18 protein-coding genes and 2 tRNA genes are annotated in these 19,666 nt (G+C 68.0%); 15 read left to right on the top strand and 5 right to left on the bottom strand.

Annotation, left to right across the window (positions count from 1 at the left end):
* Window positions 1-163 precede the first annotated feature (163 nt).
* The 4 genes from gyrB (at window position 164) to ACFVWD_RS14465 (ending at window position 5,851) form a co-directional block, all read left to right on the top strand.
* Window positions 164-2,224 carry a DNA topoisomerase (ATP-hydrolyzing) subunit B gene (gene gyrB, locus ACFVWD_RS14480; RefSeq protein WP_389596169.1) on the top strand — a complete coding sequence of 687 codons (2,061 nt, stop codon included), beginning with the start codon at window positions 164-166 and terminating at the stop codon, window positions 2,222-2,224.
* 42 nt (window positions 2,225-2,266) lie between these two features.
* Window positions 2,267-4,861, top strand: a complete 2,595-nt coding sequence (gyrA, locus tag ACFVWD_RS14475; RefSeq protein WP_389596168.1) for a DNA gyrase subunit A — start codon at window positions 2,267-2,269, stop codon at window positions 4,859-4,861.
* Between the two features lie 18 nt (window positions 4,862-4,879).
* Window positions 4,880-5,662, top strand: coding sequence for a DUF3566 domain-containing protein (locus ACFVWD_RS14470; RefSeq protein ID WP_389596166.1), 783 nt, complete (start codon window positions 4,880-4,882; stop codon window positions 5,660-5,662).
* Window positions 5,663-5,774: 112 nt separating this feature from the next.
* Window positions 5,775-5,851: transfer RNA gene (locus tag ACFVWD_RS14465), tRNA-Ile, on the top strand.
* 350 nt (window positions 5,852-6,201) lie between these two features.
* Here the strand turns inward: ACFVWD_RS14465 and ACFVWD_RS14460 are convergent.
* On the bottom strand, window positions 6,202-6,555 hold the full coding sequence (locus ACFVWD_RS14460) for a DUF6344 domain-containing protein (protein ID WP_389596164.1): 354 nt from the start codon (window positions 6,553-6,555) through the stop codon (window positions 6,202-6,204).
* A gap of 348 nt (window positions 6,556-6,903) precedes the next feature.
* Between ACFVWD_RS14460 and ACFVWD_RS14455 the strand changes: the two genes are divergently transcribed.
* Window positions 6,904-7,032, top strand: a complete 129-nt coding sequence (locus tag ACFVWD_RS14455; RefSeq protein WP_003999697.1) for a DLW-39 family protein — start codon at window positions 6,904-6,906, stop codon at window positions 7,030-7,032.
* Between the two features lie 170 nt (window positions 7,033-7,202).
* Window positions 7,203-8,603, top strand: coding sequence for a hypothetical protein (locus ACFVWD_RS14450; protein ID WP_389596162.1), 1,401 nt, complete (start codon window positions 7,203-7,205; stop codon window positions 8,601-8,603).
* Between the two features lie 38 nt (window positions 8,604-8,641).
* On the opposite strand, the gene ACFVWD_RS14445 is transcribed toward ACFVWD_RS14450, so the two are convergent.
* Together ACFVWD_RS14445 and ACFVWD_RS14440 are read right to left on the bottom strand one after the other, a co-directional pair.
* Window positions 8,642-10,192, bottom strand: coding sequence for a protein kinase (locus tag ACFVWD_RS14445; protein WP_389596161.1), 1,551 nt, complete (start codon window positions 10,190-10,192; stop codon window positions 8,642-8,644).
* 109 nt (window positions 10,193-10,301) lie between these two features.
* Window positions 10,302-10,850 carry a DNA-binding protein gene (locus ACFVWD_RS14440; RefSeq protein WP_067376635.1) on the bottom strand — a complete coding sequence of 183 codons (549 nt, stop codon included), beginning with the start codon at window positions 10,848-10,850 and terminating at the stop codon, window positions 10,302-10,304.
* Between the two features lie 182 nt (window positions 10,851-11,032).
* On the opposite strand from ACFVWD_RS14440, the gene ACFVWD_RS14435 reads away from it, so the two are divergent.
* Window positions 11,033-11,105 (top strand) — tRNA-Ala (locus tag ACFVWD_RS14435).
* 453 nt (window positions 11,106-11,558) lie between these two features.
* Here the strand turns inward: ACFVWD_RS14435 and ACFVWD_RS14430 are convergent.
* Window positions 11,559-12,245, bottom strand: a complete 687-nt coding sequence (locus ACFVWD_RS14430) for a DUF5324 family protein (protein ID WP_389596159.1) — start codon at window positions 12,243-12,245, stop codon at window positions 11,559-11,561.
* 311 nt (window positions 12,246-12,556) lie between these two features.
* On the opposite strand from ACFVWD_RS14430, the gene ACFVWD_RS14425 reads away from it, so the two are divergent.
* Together ACFVWD_RS14425 and ACFVWD_RS14420 are read left to right on the top strand one after the other, a co-directional pair.
* Window positions 12,557-13,090 (top strand): peptidylprolyl isomerase, encoded by a 534-nt coding sequence (locus ACFVWD_RS14425; protein ID WP_168509662.1) that lies wholly within the window; start codon window positions 12,557-12,559, stop codon window positions 13,088-13,090.
* Between the two features lie 158 nt (window positions 13,091-13,248).
* Complete coding sequence (locus ACFVWD_RS14420) at window positions 13,249-14,160, top strand: rhomboid family intramembrane serine protease (RefSeq protein WP_389596157.1); 912 nt, start codon at window positions 13,249-13,251, stop codon at window positions 14,158-14,160.
* A gap of 265 nt (window positions 14,161-14,425) precedes the next feature.
* On the opposite strand, the gene crgA is transcribed toward ACFVWD_RS14420, so the two are convergent.
* Window positions 14,426-14,680 carry a cell division protein CrgA gene (crgA, locus tag ACFVWD_RS14415; protein WP_054236413.1) on the bottom strand — a complete coding sequence of 85 codons (255 nt, stop codon included), beginning with the start codon at window positions 14,678-14,680 and terminating at the stop codon, window positions 14,426-14,428.
* A gap of 143 nt (window positions 14,681-14,823) precedes the next feature.
* On the opposite strand from crgA, the gene ACFVWD_RS14410 reads away from it, so the two are divergent.
* The 6 genes from ACFVWD_RS14410 to ACFVWD_RS14385 all read left to right on the top strand — a co-directional run bounded on the left by ACFVWD_RS14410 (window position 14,824) and on the right by ACFVWD_RS14385 (window position 19,404).
* Window positions 14,824-15,603, top strand: a complete 780-nt coding sequence (locus ACFVWD_RS14410) for a DUF881 domain-containing protein (protein ID WP_101399120.1) — start codon at window positions 14,824-14,826, stop codon at window positions 15,601-15,603.
* 35 nt (window positions 15,604-15,638) lie between these two features.
* On the top strand, window positions 15,639-16,361 hold the full coding sequence (locus tag ACFVWD_RS14405) for a class E sortase (protein WP_389596302.1): 723 nt from the start codon (window positions 15,639-15,641) through the stop codon (window positions 16,359-16,361).
* A 73-nt stretch (window positions 16,362-16,434) separates the two neighbouring features.
* The gene (locus ACFVWD_RS14400; protein ID WP_165854063.1) at window positions 16,435-16,596 is read left to right on the top strand and encodes a hypothetical protein; all 162 of its coding nucleotides are present in this window, start codon (window positions 16,435-16,437) and stop codon (window positions 16,594-16,596) included.
* A complete protein-coding gene (locus ACFVWD_RS14395; RefSeq protein WP_389596155.1) occupies window positions 16,593-17,231 on the top strand; it encodes an aminodeoxychorismate/anthranilate synthase component II in 639 nt (212 codons plus the stop codon). Before ACFVWD_RS14400 ends, ACFVWD_RS14395 begins: the two co-directional genes overlap by 4 nt.
* The gene (locus tag ACFVWD_RS14390) at window positions 17,228-18,589 is read left to right on the top strand and encodes a class E sortase (RefSeq protein ID WP_389596154.1); all 1,362 of its coding nucleotides are present in this window, start codon (window positions 17,228-17,230) and stop codon (window positions 18,587-18,589) included. Before ACFVWD_RS14395 ends, ACFVWD_RS14390 begins: the two co-directional genes overlap by 4 nt.
* A 62-nt stretch (window positions 18,590-18,651) precedes the next feature.
* Window positions 18,652-19,404, top strand: a complete 753-nt coding sequence (locus tag ACFVWD_RS14385) for a class E sortase (RefSeq protein ID WP_389596152.1) — start codon at window positions 18,652-18,654, stop codon at window positions 19,402-19,404.
* Window positions 19,405-19,666 lie beyond the last annotated feature (262 nt).

The following is a 19,666-nucleotide window of genomic DNA, read 5'->3' as shown; positions in this document are numbered from 1 at the left end:
TGTCGGCGCTACCGGTAGACTGGAAGCTAATCCCGCCCCGCTTGCGGGGACCGTCCGGGAAAAGCTGAGCAACGCTGATCAAGGCTTACCAACGCAACGTGCCGCAGCCGCTCCGGCAACCCGCCGACGAGCTTGGCTTGTGCTGTGCCAGAAAGGGCGCTTCGTGGCCGATTCCGGCAACCCCAACGAGAACACCCCGTCCACCGACGCCGGCGACAACGCCGAGGCCACGACCTCGAACGGCGAGGTCACAGCCTCGTACGACGCCAGCGCCATCACCGTCCTCGAGGGTCTGGACGCGGTTCGCAAGCGACCCGGTATGTACATCGGCTCGACCGGCGAGCGCGGACTGCACCACCTCGTGTACGAGGTCGTCGACAACTCCGTCGACGAGGCGCTGGCCGGCCACGCGGACACGATCGACATCACGATCCTCGCCGACGGCGGCGTGCGTGTCGTGGACAACGGCCGCGGTATCCCCGTGGGCATCGTCCCCTCCGAAGGGAAGCCGGCCCTCGAGGTCGTGCTGACGGTCCTGCACGCGGGCGGCAAGTTCGGTGGCGGCGGCTACGCGGTCTCCGGTGGTCTGCACGGCGTCGGCGTCTCCGTCGTGAACGCCCTGTCGAGCAAGGTCTCCGTCGAGGTCAAGACCGACGGACGCCGCTGGACGCAGGACTACAAGATGGGCGTCCCGACCGCCCCTCTCGTCGAACACGAGGCCACCGACGAGACCGGTACCTCGGTCACCTTCTGGGCCGACAGTGACATCTTCGAGACGACCGAGTACTCCTTCGAGACGCTCTCGCGGCGCTTCCAGGAGATGGCGTTCCTCAACAAGGGTTTGACGATCAAACTCACTGATGAGCGCGAGTCGGCGAAGGCCACGGCCGGTGCGGACGAGGCGGGTGCGGACGAGAAGGCCGAGGTCAAGACCGTCACGTACCACTACGAGGGCGGCATCGTCGACTTCGTGAAGTACCTGAACTCCCGCAAGGGAGACGCGGTCCACCCCACCGTGATCGACCTGGAGGCCGAGGACAAGGACAAGAGCCTGTCCCTCGAGGTCGCGATGCAGTGGAACAGCGGCTACAGCGAGGGCGTGTACTCCTTCGCCAACATCATCCACACCCACGAGGGCGGTACGCACGAGGAGGGCTTCCGTGCGGCGCTGACCTCGCTGATCAACAAGTACGCGCGCGACAAGAAGCTGCTGCGTGAGAAGGACGACAACCTCACCGGTGACGACATCCGCGAGGGTCTGACCGCGATCATCTCCGTCAAGCTGAGCGAGCCCCAGTTCGAGGGCCAGACCAAGACCAAGCTCGGCAACACGGAGGCGAAGACCTTCGTCCAGAAGGCCGTCTACGAGCACCTCAACGACTGGCTGGACCGCAACCCGAACGAGGCCGCGGACATCGTCCGCAAGTCCATCCAGGCGGCCACCGCGCGCGTGGCGGCCCGCAAGGCCCGTGACCTCACCCGCCGCAAGGGTCTCCTGGAGACGGCGTCCCTGCCGGGCAAGCTGTCCGACTGCCAGTCGAACGACCCCATCAAGTGCGAGATCTTCATCGTCGAGGGTGACTCCGCCGGCGGCTCGGCCAAGTCCGGCCGCAACCCGCAGTACCAGGCGATCCTCCCGATCCGAGGCAAGATCCTCAACGTCGAGAAGGCGCGGATCGACAAGATCCTGCAGAACCAGGAGATCCAGGCGCTGATCTCGGCCTTCGGCACCGGGGTCCACGAGGACTTCGACATCGAGAAGCTCCGCTATCACAAGATCATCCTGATGGCGGACGCCGACGTCGACGGCCAGCACATCAACACCCTGCTGCTGACCTTCCTCTTCCGCTTCATGCGGCCGCTGGTCGAGGCCGGGCACGTGTTCCTGTCACGCCCCCCGCTGTACAAGATCAAGTGGGGCCGGGACGACTTCGAGTACGCGTACTCGGACCGTGAGCGCGACGCGCTGATCGAGCTGGGCAAGCAGGCCGGCAAGCGCATCCGCGACGACTCGGTCCAGCGCTTCAAGGGCCTCGGCGAGATGAACGCCGAGGAGCTGCGCATCACGACCATGGACCAGGAGCACCGGGTCCTCGGCCAGGTCACGCTCGACGACGCCGCCCAGGCCGACGACCTGTTCTCGGTCCTCATGGGCGAGGACGTCGAGGCCCGCCGCGCGTTCATCCAGCGCAATGCCAAGGACGTCCGCTTCCTCGACATCTGAGTCGGTCTCAGCTGACCGCAGCAGAAAGGATCTTCACCAGCAATGGCCGACGAGAACACTCCGAGTACGCCTGAAGAAGGCGGCGAGATCATCCTGCGCGTCGAGCCCGTCGGGCTCGAGACGGAGATGCAGCGCTCGTATCTCGACTACGCGATGTCCGTCATCGTGTCGCGCGCGCTGCCCGACGTCCGGGACGGCCTCAAGCCCGTCCACCGCCGCGTCCTGTACGCCATGTACGACGGCGGCTACCGGCCCGAGAAGGGCTTCTACAAGTGCGCCCGTGTCGTCGGCGACGTGATGGGCACCTACCACCCGCACGGCGACTCCTCGATCTACGACGCGCTGGTCCGCCTCGCGCAGCCGTGGTCGATGCGGATGCCGCTGGTGGACTCCAACGGCAACTTCGGCTCTCCGGGCAACGACCCCGCGGCCGCCATGCGCTACACCGAGTGCAAGATGGCGCCGCTGTCCATGGAGATGGTCCGTGACATCGACGAGGAGACCGTCGACTTCACGGACAACTACGACGGCCGCAACCAGGAACCGACGGTTCTGCCGGCCCGGTTCCCGAACCTGCTGATCAACGGTTCGGCGGGCATCGCGGTCGGCATGGCCACCAACATCCCGCCGCACAACCTCCGTGAGGTCGCGGCCGGCGCCCAGTGGTACCTCGAGAACCCCGAGGCCAGCCACGAGGAGCTGCTCGACGCCCTGATCGAGCGCATCAAGGGCCCCGATTTCCCGACCGGCGCCCTTGTAGTGGGCCGAAAGGGCATCGAGGAGGCGTACCGCACGGGCCGTGGCTCCATCACGATGCGCGCGGTCGTCGAGGTCGAGGAGATCCAGAACCGCCAGTGCCTGGTGGTCACCGAGCTCCCCTACCAGACCAACCCCGACAACCTCGCGCAGAAGATCGCCGACCTGGTGAAGGACGGCAAGGTCGGGGGCATCGCCGACGTCCGCGACGAGACCTCGTCCCGTACGGGCCAGCGGCTGGTCATCGTCCTGAAGCGCGACGCGGTCGCCAAGGTCGTCCTGAACAACCTCTACAAGCACACCGATCTGCAGTCGAACTTCGGCGCCAACATGCTGGCGCTGGTGGACGGCGTTCCGCGCACGCTGTCGCTCGACGCGTTCATCCGCCACTGGGTGACGCACCAGATCGAGGTCATCGTCCGGCGTACGCGCTTCAGGCTGCGCAAGGCCGAGGAGCGCGCGCACATCCTGCGTGGCCTCCTGAAGGCCCTGGACGCCATCGACGAGGTCATCGCGCTGATCCGGCGCAGTGACACCGTCGAGATCGCGCGTGAGGGCCTGATGGGCCTCCTGGAGATCGACGAGATCCAGGCGAACGCCATCCTCGAGATGCAGCTGCGCCGACTGGCCGCCCTGGAGCGTCAGAAGATCATCCAGGAGCACGACGAGCTCCAGGCGAAGATCACCGAGTACAACGCGATCCTCGCCTCGCCGGAGCGCCAGCGCTCCATCATCAGCGAGGAACTCGCGGCGATCGTCGAGAAGTTCGGCGAGGACCGTCGCTCCAAGCTGGTGCCCTTCGACGGTGACATGTCCATCGAGGACCTGATCGCCGAAGAGGACATCGTCGTCACCATCACGCGTGGCGGGTACATCAAGCGGACCAAGACCGAGGACTACCGCTCGCAGAAGCGGGGCGGCAAGGGCGTACGCGGCGCGAAGCTGAAGCAGGACGACATCGTCGACCACTTCTTCGTGTCGACGACGCACCATTGGCTGCTGTTCTTCACCAACAAGGGCCGCGTCTACCGCGCGAAGGCGTACGAGCTCCCGGACGCCGGGCGTGACGCGCGTGGACAGCACGTCGCGAACCTGCTGGCCTTCCAGCCGGACGAGGCGATCGCCGAGATCCTCGCGATCCGTGACTACGAGGCGGTGCCTTATCTGGTGCTGGCCACCAAGGGCGGCCTCGTGAAGAAGACGCCTCTGAAGGATTACGATTCCCCGCGCTCCGGCGGTGTCATCGCGATCAATCTCCGCGAGACGGAGGACGGTTCCGATGACGAACTGATCGGAGCCGAACTCGTCTCGGCCGAGGACGATCTGCTGCTGATCAGTAAGAAGGCGCAGTCGATCAGGTTCACGGCGACGGACGACGCCCTGCGGCCGATGGGCCGTGCGACCTCGGGCGTCAAGGGGATGAGTTTCCGCGAGGGCGACGAGCTGCTCTCGATGAATGTTGTTCGACCCGGTACGTTCGTGTTCACTGCTACGGACGGCGGGTACGCGAAGCGGACCGCCGTTGACGAGTACCGCGTTCAGGGTCGTGGTGGCCTCGGTATCAAGGCCGCCAAGATCGTCGAGGACCGCGGGTCCCTCGTCGGCGCGCTGGTGGTCGAGGAGACGGACGAGATCCTCGCCATCAGCCTGTCCGGCGGTGTGATTCGCACGCGAGTCAACGAGGTCAGGGAGACGGGCCGTGACACCATGGGTGTCCAACTGATCAACCTGGGCAAGCGCGATGCCGTGGTCGGCATCGCTCGTAACGCCGAGGCCGGTCGCGAGGCGGAGGAAGTCGACGGCGAGATCGCCGAGGACGAGACCGCCGAGGACGTCGAGGCCGTCGGTACGGACGAGGGCGAGCAGTCCTCGCCCGAGTAGCGCGAGGAGTGAGTCATCGTGAGCGGAGCCACGGGCGCCGGATCGACCGGTACGGATACGGACGGCGGCCGTGGCTCCGCCGCGGAGGCGGCTGACTCCCATGACTCTCATGGATCCCAGGGGGGAACTGTGACGGACACCCGAGGCCCGCAGGCCCAGCAGTACGCGGCCGGAGCGGGCCCGGCGGCGGCCGGTTCGGCGAAGACCAAGCCGGCGCCCGGGGCGGCGCCCGCTTCGACGCCCCCACCGGGGGCGCCTTCGGCCGCTTCGGCGGCCCCTGCCGGGGCCGCTCCCGAGGCCGGCTCCGCGTTGCCGGGGGAACGGCAGCCGCAGCAGCCCGCGCAGCCGTACCACCCGCCGCAGGCGTACCCGGCTCAGACGCCGTCCGGCGCCGTACGCCGGCCGCGGACCGGAGCGCGCACCGCGCCCCGCACCCGCAAGGCGCGGCTGCGGGTGGCCAAGACCGACCCCTGGTCGGTGATGAAGGTCAGCTTCCTGCTTTCCATCGCGCTCGGCATCTGCACGATCGTGGCGGCGGCGGTGCTGTGGATGGTCCTGGACGCGATGGGCGTCTTTTCGACGGTCGGCGGCACGATTTCCGAGGCGACGGGTTCGAACGAGTCGAACGGCTTCGATCTGCAGTCGTTCCTCTCCCTGCCGCACGTCCTGATGTTCACGTCGATCATCGCGGTCATCGACGTCGTGCTCGCCACGGCGCTCGCGACGCTCGGCTCGTTCATCTACAACCTCTCCGCGGGCTTCGTCGGCGGTATCGAGCTCACCCTCGCCGAGGACGAGTAACAGCAGCTCGTCGGGCCCGGCCAGGAGGCCTGGGATACCGATTTTGGGACTGGCCGCGTCGTGCGCTAATCTTCAGAGGTCAGCGCGCGGGACACACACCGCAAAGCGCGGCGGGGCTATAGCTCAGTTGGTTAGAGCGCATCCCTGATAAGGATGAGGCCACAGGTTCAAATCCTGTTAGCCCCACCAACCAAAAGACCCCCGGGTGATCACACCCGGGGGTCTTTGGCATTTACGGCCGACATCAGTCGCCGGTGCCGCCTCAGTGTCACTACTCCGCGCTCTTGGCTGGGAATCACGGGAGTTGTCACAGGTCTCTCCACTTCGTCCAGGCGTCAACGCCGCGAACTCCTCGGTGCGTGCCGGGACGACGAGGTGCCGGACATGGCCAGATGCCGGACTTGGCCAGGTGCCGGACATGGCGAAGGCCCGGCAGCTCTTTCGAGGTGCCGGGCCTTCGGATCTGTGGGTGGCGGTGTACGCAAGTTCGCCGCTACGTCAGGGGAGAGGGGCTGGGGGATGGGGCGGAGCCGCGCCGGTCAGCGCTGGAGGCGGGTCTCGGGCTCGGTGTGGGCCTCAGGGGCGTAGAGCGACGCGAGGTCGGCCAGGTCGGCCTCGGTGGCCTCGGTCGGCGGGCGGTGCCGGCAGCTCGGTGAGGATCCGTGGGCCTCGGCGCGGATGCGTTGCTTCATCGTGGGGGGCAGGGCCCGGCCGTATGGACCGACCCAGGGAGAGATCGTCGGCACTGTCGTGGCGACCGTGCTGTTGCGCGTCACTTCGGCCTGCGGTACAGCCGCGGCCGCGGTGGTCGTGATGAAGCCGAGCGCCGTGAACAGCGCGACGAAGGCGGTGACGATGGCGGTCCACAGCTTCATGACCTTGTTCTGGGTCATGGCCCCTCACTTTCGGGTCAGGCGATTTGCGTACTTTCCTCATGATGTGTATGTGGGCCGTGAAGTGGTGGACCGACGCCCGTGGCGCGTCGATGTTCAGATCAACACCACTCGGATGGACGCAAGAGGTCGCAAAAGTGCCTGGAAGGTGCGAGAGGGTGCCGAAAGTCACTGTGTGCGAGGTGTGATCACCCTGCGATACGACCGTGGCCGGAGCGGCCGGATCCGCTCCTACTGCTCTCCGGCGGGCGGCAGTTGGGGGTCGATGCAGGTCACCGATCGATATCGGTCGGTGTGTATAGTCGGGCGCCAGAGGTCCCCTACGTCAACGAAAGACGAGGTCGCGCGGTGAAGAAGCTTCTCCTGGTCGCACTGGCCGCCATCGGCGGGCTCCTCGTGTACCGCCAGATCCAGGCGGATCGCGCCGAGCAGGATCTGTGGACGGAGGCGACTGACTCCGTGCCCACGGGTTCGTGAGAATCGACATCAGTCTCAGATCAGACCCCGGCCGCCCTCGCGGTCGGGGTTTTGTATTGCCTCGACCCCCCTTGGATTCACTTCAGCAAATGAATTGATTGCGTAAGTGAAGACATCGGTTCTCTGGGCAGGCGGTTTCGGCCGCTTGTGCGGATAGCGGGGGTGGCTCCGTGACCGGCGGGGCAGGATGGGCCACGGTCCGGGGCGACGACGAGGGGTGGCGCGTGATGGGGCGGCGCACGGCATGGCGGCACGGCGGTCGGCCGCTCGCGATCGTGGCAACGGTCCTGTGCGCGACGGCGGCCCTGCCCGGGCGGCCCGCCGCGGCAGCCGAGACCGGTACACCGAAGCCGTACGCCTTCGCCCAGGACGCCACCAAGGTCCAGGGCGCCACGGGCACCACGGACGCCGTACGGCTTGAGCCCGGCCGGACGTACCGCAGTTCCCTCGGCAAGGACGGCAAGCTCTACTACCGCCTGGACCTCGACGCCACCTCCAACGCGTACATCGCCGCCACCGCCGTCCCCAGGCCCGGTGCCACGGTCGCCTACTCCGACGGCGTCAAGGTCTCCATACAGGACGGCAACAGCGGCAGTTGCTCCTCCTCCACGACCGCCCACTTCGGCCCCTCCCAGAGCCCCCACCCCATCGCCGCCTGGGCGTCGCGCGAGATCGGCCCCGGCAAGTACGCCTGCCAGGCGGCCGGAACGTACTACGTGGTCGTCGAACGCACCGCGGCACCCGCCTCCTCGGCCTCCCCGCCCTCCTCCCCCGACGCCTGGGACCTCGAACTGAACTATGTGTCCGAACCCCGCTTGAAGAAGGCGGGGTCGACCAGTGCCCCTGAGACCTGGAACTCCGCCTCGCCCGAGGCCCTCCAGGGCGACGCGCGGCCACGCCGGGGCGGCGCGGGGTTCACCACGGCCGGCGCCCTCGAACAGGGAGTCTGGAAGGACGGGATCAGCCCCGGGCAGACGCTCTTCTACAAGGTGCCGGTCGACTGGGGACAGCAGTTGTCCGCCACCGCCGAACTCGGCAGTTCGAGCGGCGGCGAGGGATTCATGGGCACGGCTCTCGTCATGTCCCTCTACAACCCCGTGCGCGGACTCGTCACCGACGCGGGCGCGGGATACGACGGCAGCCAGCGGTCCGCCGCTCTGGATCCGCTGCCGCCCGTCGAGTACGACAACCGCTACGCCTTCAACGACCGGACCAGCGGCATGCGGTTCGCCGGTTCGTACTACCTCGTCGTCCATCTCGCGGCGCAGGTCGCCGACAAGTTCGGCGACGGGCCGTTCGGACTGACCCTGCGCGTACGGGTGGACGGCGCCGCGCGGAGCGGCCCGGCGTACGCGGGGCTGGCCGTACCGCGTGGCGTGTTCGACTCCGCGACCGGTGACTCCGTGCCGTCCACCGGTGGGATGGTGCCTGCCGGAAGCGGCGGGAGCGACGACGGCACCACGATGAAGCTGGTCGCCGTGGGCGGTATCGGCACCGGGACCGTCCTGGTGCTGGCGCTCGGGGTGTGGACGGTGGCCGCACGACGGCGGGCGACGCCGCGCGGCTGGTAGGCCAACCAAGGAGGGACGGGGCTTACGGGCACCGGCGGTCAGATCTGGGTCAGCGCCCAGAAGCCCACCGCGAAACAGGCCAGTGCGAGGAGCAGCACCGGGACGGCCACCTTCGCGGGCGGTCCGGGGCGGGGCTGCGCGTGCTGACGCGTCGCGGCGCTCGGATCCGTGGGCCGCACGGGGAACGGCGGCTGCACGGGCGTGTGGTCGAACGGCAGGACAGGAGTGGGGGTCGGCACCGGCAGCACGACCGAGGTGGGGGGAGTGGGGGGCTGATCGTGCTGCCACAAGGACTGGGGCCGTGGCCGCGGTGGCGGCAGATGGAAGCTGCCGGTGTCCGACATCGTGGACGGCTGCGGGGGTGTGGCTTCGGGCGCGAGGTGCGGTGGTACGGCGCCGGCGGCGGGCTCGTGTCGTACGGCACCGGGGGCGGGCTCCGGTCGTACGCCACCCGAGTCGGACGCAGGCCATACGCCCCCGGAGGAACGATCCGCCCACGCGGCCCTGGAGACGGGCTCCCGGGACAGCGCCCCGGAATCGTGACGCCACGGCCCCGAGTCGTGCGGGCCGGAACCGGTGCCGGAGGCGGTGCCAGAAGTGGTGCTGGAGCCGGTCGCGGACGCGGATCCGGTGCCGGTGCCGGAGTCGGTGTCGAGGGCAGAACCGGGCCACGAGGCCGGGTTCTCCGCGGCGCGTGGCATGGTCGCCCTGAGTGGCCCTTCCGGCCCGAACCCCGGGGGAAGCGGACCGAGTTGGTCGAACACCTCGACCAACTCGTCGTCGGGGCCGGGCTCGGGCAGCAGCTCGGTGGCCGAGGCCAGCGCCTTGCGTGCCCCGGTCGCGGTGCGGAACCGTGCCCGGGGGTCCGGCTGCAGCAGCGTGGCCACGACCTGCCACAGCGGCTCGGGGATGCTCTGGGGCGCGGCCGGTGTGCCGTTCTCCGCGAAGTACTCGATCAGGGCCTTGGCATCGGGTCTGGCCCCTTCGAGCAGGTAGAGGGCGACCAGCCCGACGGCGAACAGATCGGCGGGGAAGTCCGGCTCGGCGCCCATCATCTGCTCGGGAGCGAAGTATCCGGGCGTTCCGACCACGTAGTTGGTCTCGGTCAGCCGCGGTTCGCCCAGCCGCATCGCGATGCCGAAGTCGGACAGCCGCAGCCGTGGCCGGGCCGTACCGGTCGCTTCGAGGAGGATGTTGGCGGGCTTGATGTCACGGTGCACGACCCCCTCCGCGTGCACCGCGGCGACTCCCGAGAGGAGCTGGTCGAGCAGGGTGCAGACGAACGCGGGCGGCAGCGGGCCGTAGTCGTTGACCAGGTGGACCAGGGAGCCCCCGGCCACCAGGTCCATGGTGAACAGCACCTTGTCGTCGTCGGCGGCCCAGCTGGCGGGCGCGAGGACATGGGGGTGATCGATCCGCAGCGCCTGCTCCCGCACGAAGCGCAGCAGCGCGTGCGCGTCGCTCTGCTGGAGCACCTTGGCGGCCACATAACGGCGCCGCCGCTGGTCCCAGGCGCGCCAGACCGCACCGACTCCCCCGTGGCCGATCGGGTCGACCAGTTCGTAGCGTCCGGCGAAGACCTCACCCATGGTCGTGCGTCGCTCCCCTTCGGCGGTCGGTCCGGCGGAGGCCCCCCGTTGAGACGCCCGGCGGCCCGAGGTGCGGAGCCGGACGGCGTCCTGAGCCCCCGGCGCCGGCTCAGCTCTGGTGCGACTGGTAGTGCGCGACCGCGTCGGAGGTGCGGCCGGCGCCGTACACCCGGAGGAACTCTGCCAGTTCCGGGTGGGTCGGGGCGAGGGTGTCGGCCGCGTCGATGATGTCTCCCGCGGCTGCCACGGAGCGCAGCAGCGACTGGATCTCGCGGACCACCCGCTTGACCGTGGGCGCACCTGAACTGCTCGTCGACTGCGTGGTGTTGCTGAGCACCGAGCCCCCTTGCGACTTCTTGATCTCGTCCATGCGCTCGGTCGCCTCGGCGGCGCTGACGCTGCCGTCCGCGACCTGCCCCGCCAGGTCCTGCAACAGCTGCACGCGCTGGACCACCGCGGGATTGCCGATCTTGGCACGCTGACCGCTCATCAGCTGCGACAGCATGGGCGCGGAAAGTCCCAGCACCCCGGCAAGACGCGCCTGGTTGAGGCCCAGATCCTCGATGAGCCTACGGAAGAGCGCCCCCAACGGCTCTCCGTACCAGTTCCGCTGCAGCTCTTGAGCTCTTGCGGTTGCTTCCTGCTGTGCGGCGTCCATTGCGTCTCCCCATCGCTTCCCCAAATACCGCGGTTCGCTGTAGCGAACCACGTCGAGCATCTTACGGAGAGTGGTCGCCCACGGGGACCCCCAATCTTTTTGCGAGATCCCGGGGGTGACCCGGTACTCTGGTCCCCGGCGCCCTCCGGTACCCGATTCCACCGGCCGGACGCCTGTCTTCCGGGGCCTTAGCTCAGTTGGTAGAGCGCTGTCTTTGCATGGCAGATGTCAGGGGTTCGACTCCCCTAGGCTCCACATCACGGACCGGTCAGACGCCCTTCGCGGCGGCTGGCCGGTTCTTGTTTTTCGGTGACCTGGGTCACGTATCATGCTTCGCAGTCGTTGCAGTTGTTTGCGCAAATGGTCGGCTTGCGGGTGGGTGTCGATGTCGCCCCACCAGTGGCAGGCGTGGCGCGGGGGCGGTCCGAGCCGACGCCGGAGCCTCGTGTGAGCTGCTGTAAGCAGATATGCGTAATCATTGCAATGCACACGGTGAAGAGGGTCTGTGCGGATGTTGTGAGCATCGGTCGTTGCAAACGTCATCGTGGCGGAAGGCGTAAATCGGCTTGATTCCGTGCCGCGCGCACGGCCCGTCGTTCGGTTCCGCCGGTTCCACGTGAAACATCGCCGTGGGGCAGGAGACTTGAGGGTCTCCTGCCCCACGGCGATGTTGTTGCCCTTGCTCAGGGCTGTTTCCCTGGTTCGGGGTCAGCGGCGGTCGTCGCCGTCCGCCTCCTCCTCGGCCTGCTTGGCCTGGACCTCGGGGTCCAGATCGGACAGGCCAGTGCCGTCGACCGAGGAAAGACGGCCCGTCTCGGGCACCTCCGTCGCGGCGGGCGGCTCGACCAGCCAGTCGGGGTTGGCCTGCTTGTCCCACCACTTCCAGGCCGCGAAGGCACCAGCCGCGAGAATCCCCAGCACGAGCAGACCCTTGGCGGCGCGGCCGGCCTTCGCGCGCCGCTCGTGCTTGCGGACCAGTTTCTGGATCTCCTGGGGCGAGACCTGTCCGCGCAGCGCGGCGATCGCCGCCACACCGCGTGCCGCGGCCTCCTCACGCACAGGCTGAGCCGCGGCCACCGCCTGCTCGATCCTCGGCAAGGTGTACTCGGCGGCCTGCACGGCCGCCTGGCGGGTACGGACGGCGGCCTGGTCGACCTTCGGCGGCACATGCGTACGGGCCTGCTCCAGGCGCGGCGCGAGATGGGCGCCGTACTGGACGCGGGCCTGCTCGGCGGCCAGCGACACCTTGGGCGCGAGCCGTACGAGTGCCTCGTTCGCGTAGTACGAGGCCCGGTCCTTGGCCGTGTCGGCGTAAGGCGCCACCACTTCCGCGGCGTGCAGCACGCTGTCCTTCGCCGAGCCGGTCGCGGCGCGCACGCTGTCAATGCGGGTCACGGGTCTTCCTCCTCCTCGGTGGCGTACGTGAGCGTTCGGGTACCCCAAAAAGGCACAGTTCACCTTTCCACCCTGTTCGAGATCATGCCCCCCGAGGGGCCGCGAGGCATGCGAGATAGGGCATACGGGGCAACAGGAGCTTGTCGCCGACAATGCCACGGATCGCCGCGTCGCGCCCTGTGCACGCAAGGACTCGAGGGGATTTCTGCAAGCGCGCCCGCGGATATTCGCTCGGAGGTGGTGGCCGGGCGACTCGTGGCCCTGTCCGTGCGAGGATCGGGGGGTCAAAAGAAGGCAACGGAAGGCAGATCGTGGCCGAGCAGCTTTACGCCACCCTGAAGACCAACCAAGGCGACATCGAAGTCCGGCTCCTGCCGAACCACGCGCCCAAGACGGTCCGGAACTTTGTCGAGCTTGCCACGGGCGAGCGTGAGTGGATCAACCCGGAGACGGGTGAGAAGTCCACCGACAAGCTCTACGACGGCACGGTCTTCCACCGGGTGATCAGCGGATTCATGATCCAGGGCGGTGACCCGCTGGGCAACGGCACCGGCGGCCCCGGTTACCAGTTCGAGGACGAATTCCACCCGGAGCTCGCCTTCGACAAGCCGTACCTGCTGGCCATGGCCAACGCCGGCCCTGGTACCAACGGCTCGCAGTTCTTCATCACCGTCTCCCCGACGGCCTGGCTGACCCGCAAGCACACCATCTTCGGCGAGGTCACCAACGCGGCCAGCCAGAAGGTCGTGGACGCCATCGCGAGCACCCAGACGAACCCGCGCACCGACCGCCCGGTCAACGACGTCGTCATCGAGTCGGTCGTCGTCGAGACCCGCAAGAGCTGAGTCCCGCAAGAGTTGAGACCCGCCAGGGCTGAGACCCGCGAGGGCTGAGACCCGAGGACCCGAAGGTCCCGAAGACTCCCGCAGGGAACCAAACGCCCCGCTCATCCGTAAGGATGGGCGGGGCGGTGCAGTGCGTACGACCGGATTGAGGGGACCCCATGGACCAGGCGCCAGGCAACCCGCAGGGCCCGCAGGACCAGGGACATCAGGACGCCCAGGCCCTGCCCACCTGCTACCGGCATCCGGATCGTGAAACCGGTGTGCGCTGCACCCGCTGCGAGCGCCCCATCTGCCCCGAGTGCATGATCAGTGCCTCCGTGGGCTTCCAGTGCCCCGAGTGCGTCCGCGCCGGCTCCGGTACGGGCCACGCGCCCTCGGCCTCGCAGCCCCGCACCCTCGCGGGCGGCACTGTCACCGCGGACTCCCGGCTCCTCACCAAGGTCCTGATCGGGCTCAACCTCGCCGTCTTCCTGGTCCAGCTGTCGGTGGGCGACCGCTTCACCGACAGCTTCGACCTCATCGGCCGCGCGTACGTCCCGCTGCTCGGCTCGGTCGAGGGCGTCGCCGAGGGCCAGTGGTACCGAATGCTGACGGCGATGTTCCTGCACGGCAGCTATGTCCACATCCTGTTCAACATGCTCAGCCTGTGGTGGATCGGCGGCCCCCTGGAAGCGGCCCTCGGCCGGGCCCGCTATCTCACCCTCTACTTCGTCTCGGGTCTCGCGGGCAGCGCGCTCACCTACCTCGTCGCCGCGCCGAACCAGCCTTCGCTGGGCGCCTCCGGCGCGATCTTCGGCCTCTTCGGCGCGACGGCCGTCCTGATGCGCCGGCTCAACTACGACATGCGCCCCGTGATCGCCCTGCTGGTGATCAACCTGATCTTCACCTTCGGGTGGAGCAACATCGCCTGGCAGGCCCACATCGGCGGACTCGTCGCCGGTGTCGTGGTCGGCTACGCCATGGTCCACGCCCCGCGTGACCGGCGGACCCTGATCCAGTACGGGGTGAGCGGCGTGGTCCTGGCCCTGGTGGTCGTCGCGACGCTGGTCAGGACGGCTCAGCTCACCTGAGGTACCGCTCGGCTCACCTGAGAAGCCCTGGGGAGCGGTGTTGTCCACAGATCGTGGCGGATCTTGTGCACGCTGTGTGGGAACAGCTGTGCCCCCTGTCACTGACCCGAGTTTTCGCAGGTCGGACAGGGGGCGAACAGGTTTGCGGATCCCGGTAGGTCAGTCACACCGGCGTCAACCCCGGATGAGTTATCCACAGATCGTCGTTCTTTTTCCACCTGTGGAAAACTCTTGTGGATAACTCAGTGGATAACCCTGGGCAGAGCTACTTCCACTGCGTGGAGACGCCGAATCCCGCCGCGATGAAGCCGAAGCCGACCACGATGTTCCAGTTGCCGAGGGCGTCGATGGGCAGCGACCCGTCCGTCACGTAGAAGATGACGATCCAGGCGAGGCCGATGAGGAACATGGCCAGCATGACCGGTGCGACCCAGCCGCGGCTGGTCAGCTTGATGTTGGTCGCCTGCTTCGCCGGGGGCGGCGTGTAGTCGGCCTTCTTGCGGATACGTGACTTCGGCACGAGGGTCTCTCCTGTCGATGCGCTGCGTGGCCGCGCAGGGAACTGGGGGCGGGCTCCGGGGCAGCGTACAAGGGGACACTGAGTGCTCCCCCGGGCGTCCGTTAGCGTAGTGCTTCCGCGGCGCCGAAGGAGATAAGGGTACGTTGAGCAATTCTGCCGACTCCCCCGGGACGGGTTCCAGTCCTGCCGTTACGCGTCGTTTCCGGCCCGTACGTGTACTCACCGTCGCCGTCTTCGCGCTCGCCGGGCTGATCTTCTTCACCAGCTTCAACACGGCCAAGGGCACCAATATCCGCACGGACGCGTCCATGCTGAAGCTCTCCGACCTCATTCAGGAGCGCAGCCACAAGAACGCGTCGCTGGACGAGTCCAACGGCGTCCTGCGCGACGAGGTCGACACGCTCGCCGGGCGGGAGAACGGCGGCAGCAAGGCCGACACCGCCAAGCTCGCCGCGCTGGAGAAGAACACCGGCACCCAGAAGCTCAAGGGCAAGGCCGTCACGGTCACCCTCAACGACGCCCCGCCGAACGCCACGGCCAAGCTGCCCGGCTACCCCGAGCCGCAGCCCGATTACCTGGTCATCCACCAGCAGGACCTGCAGGCCGTGGTGAACGCCCTGTGGCTGGGTGGCGCCCAGGGCATCAAGGTGATGGACCAGCGGTTGATCTCCACGAGCGCCGTGCGCTGTGTCGGCAACACCCTGATCCTCCAGGGCCGGGTCTACTCGCCCCCGTACAAGATCACCGCGATCGGTGACCCCCAGAAGCTCCAGAAGGCCCTCGCCGACTCTGCGGCGATCCAGAACTACATGGTGTACGTCAACGTCTACGGGCTCGGCTGGAAAGTCGAGGAGAACGGAACGGTGACTCTTCCCGGCTACTCGGGCACAGTGGATCTCCACTACGCAAAACCTGTGGAGTAGTGGCTGAAGCAGCTGCCGCTGGGGGTCCCGTGTCGCTGCGAGTGCTCGTCCGGACAGTGAGCGAACTGTGCATGACCGTCGGCACGCTCATCGTGCTCTTCGTGGTCTACGTCCTGTTCTGGACGGGCGTGAAGGCCGACAGCGAGATGAACCACCAGATCGACCAGCTCCAGAAGCAGTGGTCGAAGGGATCGGTCGCGCAGCAGTCGAAGGCGCCCCCGACCACCGGGAACCCGAAGACGCCGACGGCGCAAGCGACCGAGAGCCCGAAGGCTCCGGGCCCCTACGCCTACGGCAAGCCCTTCGCGGTGATGTACATCCCGCGTCTTGGTTTCACGTGGAACAAGCCCGTGCTCGAAGGCACCGGCACGAGCGTCCTGCAGAAGGGGCTCGGGCACTACCGGGGGACGGCCCAGCTCGGGCAGGTGGGGAACTTCGCCGTCGCGGGGCACCGGCGCACGTACGGCGACCCGTTCAAGGACTTTCCCCAGCTGCGCAGGGGGGACGCGGTGGTGCTGACCGACGGGACGACCTGGTTCACGTATCGGATCGACAAAGGCCCTTACAAAACAGTGCCTACGGACGTTGAGGTGATCGACCCTGTGCCACGTAAGTCCGGGTACACGGCTCCGGGCCGCTATCTCACGCTGACCACGTGCGATCCGGAGTGGGGACACAGCCATCGGCTGATCGTCTGGGCACACCTGGATTCCACGCAGCCCGTGGAGGCCGGGAAACCTCAGGCGCTACGCCGTTAGTCTGGTCCCGTACGGCGTGGGTCCGATGGTGTAGGGCGTGGCTCTGGTGCCGTGATGCGACGGAAGGGACAGCATGTACGGCTTCATCTGGCGGCATCTGCCGGGAAACGCATGGGTGAAGGCGCTGATCTCACTCGTGCTCGTTCTCGCGGTGGTCTACGTACTCTTCCAGTACGTCTTTCCGTGGGCCGAACCGCTGCTCCCCTTCAACGATGTGACGGTGAACAACCAGTGAGCGCGCGGATTCTCGTCGTCGACAACTACGACAGCTTCGTCTTCAACCTGGTCCAGTACCTGTACCAGCTCGGCGCCGAGTGCGAGGTGCTGCGCAACGACGAGGTCTCGACCGCGCACGCCCAGGACGGATTCGACGGCGTACTGCTGTCACCCGGCCCCGGCGCCCCTGAGCAGGCCGGCGTCTGCGTCGACATGGTCCGGCACTGCGCGGCCACGGGTGTCCCCGTCTTCGGCGTCTGCCTCGGCATGCAGTCGATGCAGGTGGCGTACGGCGGTGTCGTGGACCGGGCGCCCGAGCTGCTGCACGGCAAGACGTCGTTGGTGGAGCACGAGGGCAGAGGCGTCTTCGCCGGACTGCCGTCCCCCTTCACCGCTACCCGCTACCACTCGCTGGCCGCCGAGCCGGAGACCGTGCCGGCCGAGCTGGAGGTCACCGCCCGTACCCACGACGGGATCATCATGGGGCTGCGCCACCGTGAACTCCCGGTCGAGGGTGTGCAGTTCCATCCCGAGTCGGTGCTGACCGAGCACGGTCACCGGATGCTCGCCAACTGGCTGGTGGAGTGCGGCGACCAGGGTGCCGTGGCGAGGTCGGTGGGGCTCGCCCCGGTGGTGGGCAGGGCCACGGCGTGACCGCCCTGCGCCCCGAGCGCGAGTCCGGCGCCGCCTACGGCGACATCGGAGACAACGGGCCCTCGTACGGGCAGCAGCCGTACGGGGGACCCGGCGCGTTCGAGGCCGCGGTCGAGCAGCTCGCGGATCCGCTCACCGATCCGCTGCCGGGCTCAGGGGCCGCCGCGCGGCCCGGCGGGCGGCACGCCGCCCCGCCGCCGGCCGACGTACCGCGCGCCGCCGTGTCGGAGGGCGGGCTCGGGCAGGAGTGGTCCGGGCAGGGACAGCACCAGTACGCCGTGGACGGCCCCGAGGCGTACGCGCGGGACTGGCAGGGTTCGCCGAGGGGTGCGCAGGATCCTGCTCCTGGCTACGGCGAACCGCTCACCAGACCCATGCCCATGTACGCCGAACCGGTCGGCGCGGCTCCCAAACTGGACGACGCGACCGTGGCGCTGCGGGCCTCGGAGGTCTCCGAGGCGCGGCGCAGGGCCGAGCAGTTGGCGGGCAGGGCCACGAACGAGGGGATACCCGCGTCCGGGGGCCGTGCGGCGCGGCGCAAGGCGGCGCGGCGCCACGGGCGCCACGGAGGGACTCAGGAGCCCCAGGAGTCCCAGGATGCCCAGGGATCGGTGGAGTCGGCGGAGAAGGCCGCTGAGGCGCCGCTGAGCCGTATGGAGGCCCGACGGGCGGCGCGTGCGCAGAAGCCCGGTGCGGCCGTCCTCGTCAGCCGGCTGATCGGCGAGGTGTTCATCACCACCGGCGTCCTGATGCTGCTGTTCGTGACCTACCAGTTGTGGTGGTCGAACGTGCGGGCGCACCAGCAGGCGGGCAGTGCCGCGCACCACCTCCAGGAGGACTGGGCGAGCGGCAAGCGGAGTCCGGGGACGTTCGAGCCGGGGCAGGGTTTCGCCATCCTGCACATCCCGAAGCTGGACGTGGTCGCTCCGATCGCCGAGGGCACCAGCAAGACGAAGGTGCTCGACCGCGGGATGGTGGGTCACTACGGCGAGGGAGCCCTGAAGACGGCGATGCCGGACGCCAAGACGGGCAACTTCGGGCTCGCGGGGCACCGCAACACGCACGGAGAACCGTTCCGGTACATCAACCGGCTCAAGCCCGGCGATTCCATCGTGGTCGAGACCCAGGACGACTACTTCGTCTACAAGATGACGTCGATCCTGCCGGTGACATCCCCGTCGAACACGAAGGTGCTGGACCCGATCCCCCAGGGGTCCGGTTTCACGGCGCCGGGCCGCTACATCACACTGACCACCTGCACGCCGGAATTCACCAGCACCTACCGCATGATCGTGTGGGGCAAGATGGTCGAGGAACGCCCGCGCAGCAAGGGCAAGCCGGACGCGCTCCTCGGGTAGGAGCCCCGTCGGGCACCAGCACGTGAGACAACCTGAGACAGACCAGACGGGGCAGATGCACAGTGGCAGCGAGGACCGACCACGACGAGCGCGCCGAGGCCGAGGCCGACGCCGAAGCGGCCGCTCCGAAGCGTCGTGGAGCGAGCCGGATCGCGATGGCGTTCAGCATCCTGGGTGAACTCCTCATCACCGCGGGCCTGGTGCTCGGCCTGTTCGTCGTCTACTCGCTGTGGTGGACGAACGTCGTCGCGGACCGCAAGGCCGACAAGCAGGGCGACAAGGTCCGCGACAACTGGGCCCAGGACAAGGGCGGCCCGGGTGCGCTGGACACCAAGGACGGCATCGGCTTCCTGCACGTCCCGTCGATGAAGAACGGCGAGGTGCTGGTCGAGAAGGGCACCTCCACGGAGGTCCTCAACGACGGCGTCGCCGGCTACTACGTGGACCCCGTCAAGGCGACCCTGCCGATGACCGACAAGACGGGCAACTTCACGCTCGCCGCCCACCGTGACGGCCACGGCGCCAAGTTCCACAACATCGACAAGATCAACAAGGGCGACCCGATCGTCTTCGAGACCAAGGACGACTGGTACGTCTACAAGGTCTTCTCGATCCTCCCGGAGACCTCGAAGTACAACGTCAAGGTCCTCCAGTCGGTCCCGAAGCAGTCGGGCAAGACGAAGCCGGGCCACTACATCACCCTGACGACCTGCACGCCGGTCTACACGTCGGAGTACCGCTACATCGTGTGGGGCGAGCTGGAGCGCGTGCAGAAGGTGGACAGCGCGCGCACGCCACCGGCGGAGCTGGGCTGAGGTGACTGAGTGACTGGCAGCAACTCGGTCACCCAGCATGGCGAAGGCCCGAAGCCGCAACTTGCTCCTGCGGCTTCGGGCCTTGCTGTTTCGCGTCACCCATCGCAGTGCCTTGAGGCGCACTCCGGCGGTCCACGCCTCCAGCTCGTCGCGGTTGGCGGTGATGATCCCGCTCAGATCGGCGATTGCTTGTGCTTCGCGGCTGAAGTGGGAGGTGGCGACGGACAGGGCTACTTCCCGCTGATCCTTCGGTGGTGCCAGC

This window comes from Streptomyces sp. NPDC058086 (genome assembly GCF_042885015.1).
In the GTDB taxonomy this organism is placed as follows: Bacteria; Actinomycetota; Actinomycetes; order Streptomycetales; family Streptomycetaceae; genus Streptomyces.
Note: the sequence above shows the minus strand (reverse complement) of the source record. Positions and strands in the feature narration are given on the sequence as shown.

Coding starts and splice junctions, on each gene's coding strand:
- ACFVWD_RS14420 (WP_389596157.1), top strand. CDS start 13,249: ATGGACCAGGCGCCAGGCAACCCGCAGGGCCCGCAGGACCAGGGACAT.
- gyrA (WP_389596168.1), top strand. CDS start 2,267: ATGGCCGACGAGAACACTCCGAGTACGCCTGAAGAAGGCGGCGAGATC.
- ACFVWD_RS14460 (WP_389596164.1), bottom strand. CDS start 6,555: ATGACCCAGAACAAGGTCATGAAGCTGTGGACCGCCATCGTCACCGCC.
- ACFVWD_RS14440 (WP_067376635.1), bottom strand. CDS start 10,850: ATGGACGCCGCACAGCAGGAAGCAACCGCAAGAGCTCAAGAGCTGCAG.
- ACFVWD_RS14445 (WP_389596161.1), bottom strand. CDS start 10,192: ATGGGTGAGGTCTTCGCCGGACGCTACGAACTGGTCGACCCGATCGGC.
- ACFVWD_RS14400 (WP_165854063.1), top strand. CDS start 16,435: ATGTACGGCTTCATCTGGCGGCATCTGCCGGGAAACGCATGGGTGAAG.